The sequence below is a fragment of the Pseudoalteromonas sp. L23 genome (assembly GCF_021728455.1).
GTDB lineage: Bacteria > Pseudomonadota > Gammaproteobacteria > Enterobacterales > Alteromonadaceae > Pseudoalteromonas.
On sequence record NZ_JAKKCW010000003.1, the window covers coordinates 146,749 to 158,707 of the forward strand.

The following is an 11,959-nucleotide window of genomic DNA, read 5'->3' on the forward strand; positions in this document are numbered from 1 at the left end:
TGGGAGATTATCTAATTACGTGTTAGATATTAGAATGTGTAACGAATACCAATTTTAGCTTGCCATGCTGACGCGCCTTTATCGATAGTCGAGTAATTGCGAACATCAGCACCGTTGTAGCGTGGCTCGATGATTAGCTTGCCATCGTCATCTAAACCGCCGAAGTCATAAACGGCTTGGTCAGAGTAACTTAGCTTCTTCTCTACACCCCAGTCACTATTAAGTAGGTTAGCGAAGTTTTCGATCATAAAGTAAAGTTCGCCTTTATGCTCTTTATAGAAACCTGGGATTTCTTGTTTAAAGCTAACATCCATAGTGGTAACCCAAGGCTGAGTTCCCGTATTGCGGTCTAATAGTTGTCCACGCTCAGTTATGCCTGCACGGTTAAGCAAGGCTTCTAGCTGATTCCAAGATAAATCTGACTGTTCCCAGTTTACATTCGCATCATCAGGACCTGATGGGATGTACGCTAGGTATGCAGATGTACCTGCAAAGTCACGGGTATCTCCCAAGTCATAATCATTGTATGAACCCATTGTGTAGCTAAATGGACGGCCAGATCTACGTTCAAAGAACACGTTAAACTTCGACGCATAACCGTCAAAGAATTCAGTAGTGTAGCGCAAGTTAATCTTGAAGCTATGTTCTACTTCGTAGTGACCACGACCTACTAGGTCAACATTACGGCTGTGCGTAGTTGCGTGTTTGTAGTTACCATCTGCTTGAGAAGCACTACCAGGTGATACATCTTCAACATCTTGATTCGTGTAACTTGCAGAAACGTAAAGACCGTTATCCCACTCTTTAGCAATTGCGGTGCTTAAAATAATAGAACGTGCGTCTTCATCAGCATTGGTCATCATGATGTCATAGTTATCTCTAAGCTCACCAGAGTACTTGTTATCATAGATGATTCGACCAGTTGCAGAGCGCACGATGTTACCGTTTTCATCAAGCTTTGGCGTAATAGAAGTGTTATGCCATACCGCTTCGTCTTGCTTGTTGTGGTAAGCAAGTTCAGCAGTCCACTTGAAGCCGTCACCTAGCAGTTCAGAATCAAATTCGTATTCAAACCCAACCTGTGCACGAATGCTTGATGGTAGCTTGAAGTTAGGATCCGTATAAGCTGTGCTGCCAGCACCTTGCTGTAAAGAATCTTGAATTTGCTGAGGCACGCGAGTGAAATCAACTTGATCTACGCCTGCAAAGTAATTATTGATAGCGTCTTGTGTCGCATCAACTTGCGTTAAGCCGTCTTTTTGGAATGGGTTGTTAAACCAAACATTTGGAATACCACCGTGGAAGCGACCAACACCACCATTAATTGTTAATGACTCAGTAGCATAGTATTTAAAGCCAATACGAGGTAGAACGATATCAGCACCATCCAAGTTTTCCTGGTTCGTATAACCATAAGTTTCTTGGAAAGCAGTATTTAATGTAGGCTTGTCACTTGAAGATAAACGCTCATAACGAAGGCCCGCCGTCACTTCAAGGTCATCTGTTAGATAAAACTTATCTTCAACGTAAAGCGCAAGTTGCTCACGCGTTGCATCATAAGCTAAGTCATTGACATCATTAGTATAAGCATTGGCGTAAGAAAATTGGTAGTCATCGTATCTATTTAAAAATAATTTCTTATTTTCAAAGTCTTCAATGCTACCAAACGTCCAACTACCCATCGAACCTTCGCCAAATAGGTTGTAAAGACGTTTGCTCTCATATTGACCACCAAAGTTAATCTCATGGTCGCCCATTAGATAAGTTGCATCAAGTGTAAACGCAAATGTTTCGGTTTCTGATTCATTGGCATGACGATAGATGTTACGGCCAAATTGGAAACCAGCACCACGACCATCGTTTAAGTAAACTTCAATAGTACCTAAATCTGAGTTGGTTACACTGTCATTGGTTACATTTTTATACGCAAGGCCTATCTCTGTAGAGAATTCATCTGACCAGTCTGAGTATAACTTGGCGGCAAAGTTATCGAACTTAGTCGTATAAGTATAACGACTTGAAGCCATAGATATAGTTTCACCACCTGTAGCGAATTCTTTCTCATCCTCTTCATCCTGCCATTGGTAAGTAAAGTCAGCACGATGTAGATCGGAAATGTTCCAGCTAAGCTTAATTAGGACACTATCACTAGTATCTTCAGGGTCACCACCGAATTCATCTTCGATACCATATACATTATTTAGTACAGAAATAAAGCGGTTATAGTCAGATTCACTAACGTCAAACTCATTTGCGGTGCCAGAACCATCAAAACCGTAGTCCAAGTCCATCTCTTGTTTCCAAGAGTTATAGTTAACAAAGTAGAATAACTTGTCTTTGATAATCGCGCCACCGGTACTAAAGCCTAAACGCTTTTCGGTAATGATAGGATCTGTGCTTGCCACTTCGAAAGTCTTGTGACCATCTTCATCAAGAATATTTGAGCCAGCACGGTGGATTACATTACCATCAGCGTCTTTAACATCTTCTTTATATTTGGCGTCGGAAATATTATCTAACTTACCTGCAAGGCTTGGTGTACTTGTCTCATAGAAGCCTGTGAAAGTATATTCATTAGAGCCGGACTTAGTAACCGCATTGATTGTACCACCACCAAAGTTACCTTTTTTAGCAGAAAAAGGTGATGTATCAACTGAGATCTGCTCAATTGCATCAAGTGCCACAGGTGGTTGTGCTGTTGGGTAACCGCCAAAGTTGAGGCCAAAGTCATCATTTTGGCCGATACCGTCAACGGTTAAGCCATTCGTTCTCGGGTTATTACCCGCAATCGTGAGTTCACCATTTCCATTGATGCTGGCAAGCGGATTTAAGCGCGCAATGTCTTTGATGTCATTATTGAAACTAGGTGCATTTTCAATGGTATCAGCACCAAATACGCTGCTTGAACCACCAGCTTGTTGTACCAGCTTATAGCCCGTAACTTCAATTTTTTCGATTTGCTGTAATGGTTGAAGTTGATTATTGATACGGTGAGTGTCGCCTAACTCAAGATAGATATTGTCAAGTTGGGCATCTGAATATTTGTCAGAGTCAAGTACTACTCTGTAAGGTCCGCCAACGCGAAGACCTTTTGCGATAAAAGCACCAGATTCATTAGTAGTGAATGTGCTTATAGTACCAGTTGGTTCGTGAATAACTGTAACTTTAACATTTGCAGCTGCTTCACCGGTTGGGGTGGTGATCTTACCGCGCATTGCAGACGATGTATCTGCAGCGTATGCGCTGACTGATACCCCAAGAGCTAATGCAAGTGCGCCGGCCACTCTAGTTAAGCGAACGTTTTTCATTGTTTCATTTCCCGTGTAAGTAGATTATGAGAGTCAGATTTTTAGATGTGTTTAAACAGCATCTAGTACTCCTGTTCTCTAACTATGTTGATTAATTTATAAAGCACAATCACCTGCTGGTTTACGACGTAGCACGGCTAGCTTCTATAGAAGGTAGCCGTGTCGTAAAAGTGATAAATTCAACCAAGACTTATCATCTAGAAGTTATATTTAACGCCAAAACGGATTTCATATAACGATGGTTTAATTTCAAAGTCAGTGCCTGAAGGGTTGTTGAACTTCTCAAACACATATTGACCGTTGTCATTGATAGATGCTGTCACTGCGTTTTGCATTGAGGTACCACGCTCTAAAGTGCCCCAGTCATCGTTAAGTAGATTGCCAACATTCTTTATTACGAAGAATGCAGAACCTTTATGTCCATCAGCAAAACCGCCAAACTCTTGTTCAACTTTTAAATCGAAAGTAACAAACCACTCGCCGTCTTGCGAGTTACGGTCTTGAATTTGACCGCGTGAAAGGCCCTCACGATTAACCCAAGAGTCAAACGCAGATTTATCGAAATCTTCACCGAAGACCACTCGTTGATCACCTTCACTTGGGACGTACAACAAGTCGCGTTTTTCGTCAGCGTAACCAAACATACCCGTGTTATCAAACGTGTATGAATAAGGGTTTGTCATACTTGCCTGTCCGAATAGGCTAAAGCGAGTTTCTAAGCCATCAAATAGTTCAGTTTTATACGATAGAGACATTGTTGCGCGATGTGGTACTTCGTAATCTGAAGTCGCGACTTCTGGGTTTTGCGGATCCGCAGTTGCTATTCTGTGATAGTTCGAAAACGCGACAGAGCTACCCATTGGATGCACATCTTTTGCAACGGTGTATGCATAAGAAAGCGCTAAATCTATACCATTATCAAATGACTTGTTCATGCCAAAAGATAGAACATGGCTATAACCATCATCACCGGACACATTGGTTAGCATTAAGTCTGATTCGCGAGAATGAAGATTATCGTTGTAAATTGGACGGCCATCGGGTGCAGTTTCATCAGATGCCAATGTGATATTCTTGATAACTGCTGAATCTTGTTTATCTGTGTATAAGTAGTCAACACTGAATACATAATCAGATTCAGTAACATAAGTTGCACCTAGTGAAAGCTTCCACTCTGAAGGAATTTCAAAATCAGGGTCAGTTACGTTAGTACTATCATCAGCTCCACCCGCAGAGATAGTATCGTATAATTCTTTAGGAATATCGAAACCAGCTTTACCGTCGCCAACGAACGCAATTGCATTTGGGCCTAGCAACTGAAGGTTTTTCTTGTCTGTTTGGATGTTACGAATACCATCGTTTGAATAGCTGTTTGAGATCCATACATTTGGGTTACCACCAGAGTAAAGGCCTATACCACCACGCAATTCTAGCTGGTCATTGTAAGTCCAGTTAACACCTAAACGCGGTTGTAATAGGTCAACGCCATCCAGATTTTGTTGGTTTGAAAAGCCAAAGCGCTGTTCAAAGTTTGGATTATATGCTGGTACGTCATCACTGGTATACCAGTCATAACGAACGCCTGCCGTGATGGTCATATCGTAATCGATAAAGTCGAACTTATCTTGGAAGTACAACGTATTTAGTGCGTACTTAAATTCACCAGCTGCATCTTCAGGGTTATGTGATGAAGCATTGCCATAGTAAACGCGCGCAATGCCATTACTGAGATCTTCAATGCTGCTAAAGCGATATTCACCTTCGTTGTGTTGCACGAACATATTGAATACGTCGAGTTCTTCACGTTCATATCCAAAATATAGCTCATGCTCATCAAGGTAATAGGTACCTGCAAGTTTCAGAGAAAGGTTATCGTACTTTAATTTGTTTGCTTGACGAGAGTCGTCCGGACCTAAGTAAACAGTGACATCATCAACATTTACTTGAAACTCGCCAAAACCAGATGCTTGATCTAGTGATAATTGACTGTTATCAAGCTCTGAATAACCAATACGGACTTCGGTCGAAAACACATCGCTCCAATCCGAATAGATTGAAGTAACAAAAGAGTTGAGCTCTGCGCCACGTTCATAGAAGTGGTTCGATAAAGATAGCCTGTCAGAACCAGAATCAGATTGAGACAAAGAAAAGCCATCGTTATAGTTATACACGAAGCTTGCACGATGATCGTCGTTGATGTTCCAGTCTAGTTTTACTAATAGTTTTTCATCTTCTACAGGCATACTTGGGATCATACCGCCTGCATCATAACCATATTTTTCTTGCGTTATTGCAGTAATACGGTCAATGCTCGCCTGACTGATTTTTCCATTTGCAAATGGTGTGTATTCGAAGATCTCTGATCCTTCCAACTTTTCATAGCTGGTAAATAGGAACAGAGAGTCTTTAATCAGCGGTAGGCCAACGTTAAAACCGTAGCGTTTCTCGTCATAATCGCCGATATTTTGCTTTTGACCATCAATTTTATCACCAGATAGCGAATCACTGGTATAGTCAAAAAATAGACCGCCCGTTAATGTGTTTGTACCTGATTTTGTTACGGCATTGATGTTACACGAAGTAAAGCCACCGTATTGAACATCGAATGGGGCAAGTTCTACAGCAACTTGATCAATAGAATCAAAAGAAAAAGGCATCCGCTCAGTTGGGTAACCATTGCTATTTAAGCCAAAGTTATCGTTCATTCGCATACCATCAACAGTTAAGCTGTTGAACCGAGGGTTACCTCCCGCACATAAAATAGCGCCTGAACTGCTTTCGTCTACGTAGATTCGAGGGTCAGTACGTACAATATCTTTCAAATCGCGGTTAATTGCAGGCTTATTTTGTAATTCAGCCAGAGAAAAGTGAGATGCGGGGCCTGTTCCACCAGACTGTGCAGTTAAAGGACGGCCAGTTACCACTATTTGCTCAATGTCTTGTAGTGATTGCAGTTGAACTGAAACTGGGTATGTTTTACCTAAAGATAAATAAACATCATCAACTCTAGTATCTTCAAATTTATCAGAGTCAATTATAATTTGGTATGGGCCACCAACGCGAAGGCCTTTTGCAGAGAATACACCGCTTTCATTCACTGTGGCTGTTTTTACGGAGCCTGAAGGGGTATGAATAATTGTTATTTTTGTACCAGCAGCAGGATTACCCATAGGACCTACTACTTGACCTTTTAAGCTAGAAGCTGTGTCGTTTGCGTGTGCAAAGCCGCTTGCAGCTAAACTTGCTGCAATAGCAAGAGACAGCGAAGTTTTGCGTAAAAGAGTATTCATTTTGTTGTTTCCCGTATATTTCAGAACTTACTAAAGTTATTTTATATTCGCAGTATTAGAAGTCTTTTTTAATGCTTCTTTTAATGGCTGCGAGTCCTTATCGAAAATTTGGTTTAATAGGCCGGCTAATCTAATGCCACCTTGTTGCAGCCTAAATTTAACTGTTGGCATATATTTATAAATGTAACCGTAACTTATTTCAGTTTCATTGCTGTTATAAACTTTTTCAGCAATATTATTTGACTCAAGCAACCAATCTGCTGGCGAGCTATCTAAGTATTCAGCAATTATTTCATTATTTGTGGTTTGAATAAAACGTGTGAATTCTGTAAATGAAAGATTTTCATTTTCGATTAATTTGGTGTCCCAAGTGCTGTGTAAGTTTGAATCACTGCCAAAAAACTTTACTTTAATCATGTTACCACCACGGTCTTTACCGCGACCTGCGTGAAATGGTTGGTGGCTGTCACCTACAAGGTGAACTAGGAAACGAAATGCAAAACGCTTTTCATCGATTGACTTAGATTCTGACTTCAGTGTATTGATGGAGTAGTAGATACCGTCTAGGATGTGTTTTACTTTTTCTTTGTCATTCAAATCGGCATGAACATGCTCGTGCATTGCCTTTGGGTTGTCGATATTGATGTAATGCCACTTTGAAGATTGTTTACGCCAAAATGTGCTTGGATCCGAACGCATCTCATCTGCCCAAGTTGAAATCTCAGCCAGAGAATCACCTTCTAATAACGGTTGAATCGCAACGCGAGTCTGATCGGTTAAATGCGCCTCCGCCAATTCGCCAATGATCCTATGACCATTTTGACCCCAGGCATGTGCACTTGACGTCGTTATAGTCATCCCTACAGCGAAAAGTAATGACAAGCTTTTACGTAACATTTGTATCTCTTGTAGAAAAGGGAACAATCTTCCCAACCGAAAAGTGAGGCCAATTGTCCGTATTTTTCAACAAAATAAAAGGACTCAATAAGATTCATAATTTCCTGTCAATAAACTAATAAATTCATGGTGTTATGATTTATTAGTAAAATTACCTATTGCAATGAGTAAAGAAAATTGATCTAATAGCGGTCAAGAAAGGATAGGTTATTCCAATTAGTGATACATAGTAACATTTTGACTAGTAAATCAACAATTGTATCTTTGTTGTTTATAAGCGCATTATTGTGCTGGATTTTAGGGGCTCGATTAATATCGGCAAAGCCTCTTATTCTTGATCCCGTTGTCCAGTACTCAAATACTTGCAAAACGCGTTCAGTGTCCAATATCAACACTTTAAAAATACATGTTCCGATTAAAAGTCTCGCGTTAGACGTTTTAGTTAGAGCGTGTGAAGATGAAGTGGTCACTAGACAATATGGGCAGGTGAAAGTGTATTGGGGAGGAAGCCTCGCTGAGCAAATAGAGTTTTTAGCTAAGGGAATTGCCGATCTTATTTTAACAAAAGACAATATCATGTCGGCTTTGATGGCTGAATCAACGCATAGTTATAAGCCTGTTATAGGGTACCCGGCTTATTCCGCCTTTTTTATCTCAAACACAGAAAAACCCAAATTATCTAAATCTTATTTCTTAGATAAAAAAATAGGCTTACTAGACTATCCAACAAGTCGCTCTGGTCACATATTACCAAAAAGTGCGTTTAAAGAGTTAGATATCGATATTAATGCGCTCGATATTACCTATTTAAGCTCGCATCAAGCGCTCCGCGATCGTCTAGCTGCTGGTGAAGTTGATATTATTGCCTCCTATTGGTCCGAAGAAGACGAGTTGCGGTTTTCGAAGAATTACATTACGCCAATTGCAAATAATGTTAGCGGCAGTAAATGGTATTTAAAGATGAACAACAATAACACTGATCTAGCTTGTGCAATGCAGGGAATTATTAACCAAGTCGCTCAATTAAGAACATCGAGTTACTTTGATAAGGTAGATCGATACTGGCAATGTGAAGCCTCACCTTATGGCTTTATCGGAGAAGCAGATGGACGTTAGCCAGCGCAATATATCCGTTTTTATTGCTTTGGCGTTATTGTTTAGCGGCATTTTCTACATTTCTCAAAGTATTGAAACTAAGCGGGTTTTGAAGCAACAAAAAGAAGCGGTTGCGCTTCGCGTTGCTATTGATATGAATCGTTTACCTGTCGCAGATCCTTTTCTACATTATGCAGGTAATGAAACTGAGTTAAGAGAATATATAAACTCACTCAATGCTGCGTTAGGCGCTCAAGATGCCCGTTTAACTGTTCTTGACATTAATACGTCTGGGGCAGGTGAAGGTGAAAAAAGTGAAGTGCTAACATTGTCTGCGCCACACAGAAATTTCTATGTAGCGGTGTCATTAGACGACTCCAAACCGAAATTTACCTATATTTTCCCTCTGATTATGGCGCTTATCGGCGTTGCGGTGTTCAACTGGGTGAGAAGAAAAGGTATTGATGCAAAAGTAAGTTCAAATCAAACACTAGAGAAGTTGCCGGAATTTAAGCTTGTTATTGATTTGTACTCAAAAACAGTAACAACGAATAGAAACAAATTAGTCAGTGTTCAATTAGCCAATAAACCATTATGCTTTTATTTGGCACTTGTTGAGTTTTGCGAGGGAAACCCTGACACTATTCTCAACCAAAACAAAGAGATGCCAAAAGAGTTATTGGATCTCGCGGATAAATACTTTTATCGTTTAGTTGAGCTTGGTCATACTATAAGAAAACGGCCAAACTTCACCAATAGTTTAGAAAAAACACTAAGTGAAATTAGAGCTGCACTAGACGAAGTATTAGACGCATTCCCAGAAAAAAAGGTGTTGTTTTATCCGCCAAAAGCACACGGAGAAGGGTCTCGTTCCAAATTACATAGTTATGGACTGAGCGGAGTGAAAAAGTCTGATGTTGATATTATTGGTAAATAGAGCAGGTGTCAGTAAAGCGGTGAGTCACACCGCTTTACTGGATTGTCTTTCTATAAATCGATAGCTTTTATTGGACTATTCTTTTGGAAGTAATCTTTTAGAACCTGTGCATCAGTTAGATCTGTAGCAGTATATTCAGGAAGATGATTAATCTTTGGATAGCCATCACCACCAGATGCATTATAGCTATTCACACTCATACGATAGGTCTTATCGTTAGTTAATGGCTCGCCCGCAATGCTAATATTGGTTACCTTATCATTCTTGATATCAAACTTAATATGGTGGAACTGTAAGTAAGCACCAGAGTCAGGCGGGAATTTAGCAACAATGTTTAAGTAATTAATAAGATCTCTGGCCTTCCAGTCTATGTAAGTAATACGATTTTTAAAAGGGTGAACTTTCAGTACATCTTTGTAGCTGACATCACCTTGTTCTATGCTATCTCGGATCCCGCCGCCGCTGATAATGCCAAAGTCAGCTTCGACAGCTGCCATTTGTGCATTAATGATAAGATCTGCGAGGTTGCTTTGCTTAAATCTCACTGTACTGCGACGACCATCTAAAAAACTATCAACGTATCCTACTGCACCAGCAATTTGCGCTTGTCCTTTTTCTTGAAAAGGCTTCAAAAAAGCAAGCATTTGCGGATCTTCTTGAATCGTTTCACCAATCACAGAGCCAGCTTTATCTTTTAAGTTTACAGGGATTAAGTTATAGCTAATCAAGGTTTTTGTATCACCATCAATCCTAAATACGGCTTTACCCACATACTTACCCCACTCATGTGCTTGCATAATCCAAACACCATTTTGATTATCTGGTTTACATGTTTTGCCAGGAGCGAATGACGTATCCTCGTTACCATTGTCGTCGACACAGACAGGTTCTTGAGAATGTCCACCGACTATCAAATCAAGCATACCTTTAGGAAGTCGGCGCGCAAGTGTTACATCACCGGGCGCATTGATACCATGATTAGCACCGTGATAATGGCCCATATGTGTGACAGCAATCATAACATCTGGGTGATATTTGGCTTTGATCTTAGGAACCCAGTTTTCTGTGGCTGTTAAAGGCTCAATAAAAGTAAGGCCATGAACATGTTTTGGATTGGCAATTTTAACAGTATCAATTGTCGTAAGCCCAAGGACAGCAATGGTCAATCCTGCACGTTCAATAATTGTGTAAGGCTCGTATGCTGGCATTTGATTTGTATTATCAAGAATATTTGCTGACAGTACTGGGAAGCTTGCCCACTCAATTTGTTTGGCTAGTACATCTCGAGTGTTATCAAATTCATGGTTACCAATTGCCATGGCATCGTAACCGAGTTTACTCATTCCCCTAAAATCAGGTTCGGCAAACTGTAAATCAGATTCTGGTACACCGGTGTTTATATCGCCTCCAGAAAGCAATATAACGGCATGTCCTGCTTTTTCGGCATCGCTCTTTAATTGGTCAATTAAGGTTTTTCTGGCAGCCATACCATATTCACCTTTTTCATTTTGCCAAAAACGACCATGATTATCGTTGGTGTGTAATACGGTTAGGTATTCTGCTTGTTGCGACTGCTTAGGAGAGGAAAAATGGCATGCTGATAATAGCAAAGCGGTTGAAAGAATAAGTAAGTTGCGCATAATTTAGAAGCTATTTGATAAATTATGCGCGTATTCTAGATCATTATAATTATTTTAATAGTGCTAACACTCAAAATTGCTATATTTTCTGGCGTTTTGTGCCACCGCAGATACTCTTCTGTCCAGTTCAAACTTTGCTAACTCACATTTTGCATGGTCTGTTTCTATCATCCAGTTTAAAAAGCTAGCTGGCAGCGTGGAGTACGGTTCTCCAGCATGAAGTCCAAAATCGCAGATATCATTATCCTGTTTCATCTATGTGCCCCTGTTGTTCTTTTTGCCATCGCCATGCTAACAAATTGACTCAGAGATTAAAGAACAATTAGTTAAAACGGATGGCATTTTTATCGTTTTTAGTTATATAAGTGTTAAAAGTAATATGATCCACTGCAACACAATGAACGCACATCCAGCAAGGTAGAGGCGAAAACGCGTTCTAATATGATTACTGCCGATATGAACATAGGCATGTGCAATACGGCTAATTACAAACAGTAAGGCGAAAATGCTGAACCACAAGGTGACAAGTTTCATTGCGAGTGCGGCGAGAGAAACAACAAAAAACAACATGGGAATTTCGAACTGATTGGTAAAGTTTCGGGAAGCCAGAATGACTTTTTCAGGCGCATTGTCGAGCGCCATGGTTTTGAACTGATCAAACTGGATCTGTTTTTCACGTGCCGCTTTAAATCGACGTTTACCCATAATGACCATGATGACTAAGGTCAGCAGAGTTTGTAAAAATAGTGCGGCGAGCAGTAAATAAGTGGATGTTGGCATAGGCTCCTCAGT

At 40.3% G+C, this 11,959-nt stretch carries 8 protein-coding genes; 2 read left to right on the top strand and 6 right to left on the bottom strand.

Going from position 1 to position 11,959, the window contains the following annotated elements; genetic code table 11:
- Positions 1-29 precede the first annotated feature (29 nt).
- From L3V43_RS07285 to L3V43_RS07295, 3 genes are all read right to left on the bottom strand, one after another.
- Positions 30-3,308, bottom strand: coding sequence for a TonB-dependent receptor (locus L3V43_RS07285; RefSeq protein ID WP_010605339.1), 3,279 nt, complete (start codon positions 3,306-3,308; stop codon positions 30-32).
- A 197-nt stretch (positions 3,309-3,505) separates the two neighbouring features.
- Positions 3,506-6,598, bottom strand: coding sequence for a TonB-dependent receptor (locus tag L3V43_RS07290; RefSeq protein ID WP_010605340.1), 3,093 nt, complete (start codon positions 6,596-6,598; stop codon positions 3,506-3,508).
- A gap of 36 nt (positions 6,599-6,634) precedes the next feature.
- Positions 6,635-7,495 carry a S1/P1 nuclease gene (locus L3V43_RS07295; protein WP_010605341.1) on the bottom strand — a complete coding sequence of 287 codons (861 nt, stop codon included), beginning with the start codon at positions 7,493-7,495 and terminating at the stop codon, positions 6,635-6,637.
- Between the two features lie 378 nt (positions 7,496-7,873).
- On the opposite strand from L3V43_RS07295, the gene L3V43_RS07300 reads away from it, so the two are divergent.
- Together L3V43_RS07300 and L3V43_RS07305 are read left to right on the top strand one after the other, a co-directional pair.
- Positions 7,874-8,611: a PhnD/SsuA/transferrin family substrate-binding protein gene (locus L3V43_RS07300; protein WP_010605342.1), complete on the top strand. Its 738-nt coding sequence runs from the start codon at positions 7,874-7,876 to the stop codon at positions 8,609-8,611.
- Positions 8,601-9,527 carry a hypothetical protein gene (locus L3V43_RS07305; RefSeq protein ID WP_237116326.1) on the top strand — a complete coding sequence of 309 codons (927 nt, stop codon included), beginning with the start codon at positions 8,601-8,603 and terminating at the stop codon, positions 9,525-9,527. Before L3V43_RS07300 ends, L3V43_RS07305 begins: the two co-directional genes overlap by 11 nt.
- A gap of 50 nt (positions 9,528-9,577) precedes the next feature.
- Here the strand turns inward: L3V43_RS07305 and ushA are convergent, their stop codons facing one another.
- The 3 genes from ushA to L3V43_RS07320 form a co-directional block, all read right to left on the bottom strand.
- Complete coding sequence (gene ushA / locus L3V43_RS07310) at positions 9,578-11,167, bottom strand: bifunctional UDP-sugar hydrolase/5'-nucleotidase UshA (RefSeq protein WP_227387892.1); 1,590 nt, start codon at positions 11,165-11,167, stop codon at positions 9,578-9,580.
- 63 nt (positions 11,168-11,230) lie between these two features.
- Positions 11,231-11,422: a hypothetical protein gene (locus L3V43_RS07315; RefSeq protein ID WP_010605345.1), complete on the bottom strand. Its 192-nt coding sequence runs from the start codon at positions 11,420-11,422 to the stop codon at positions 11,231-11,233.
- A 102-nt stretch (positions 11,423-11,524) separates the two neighbouring features.
- A complete protein-coding gene (locus tag L3V43_RS07320; protein ID WP_211865679.1) occupies positions 11,525-11,947 on the bottom strand; it encodes an MAPEG family protein in 423 nt (140 codons plus the stop codon).
- Between the last annotated feature and the right edge of the window lie 12 nt (positions 11,948-11,959).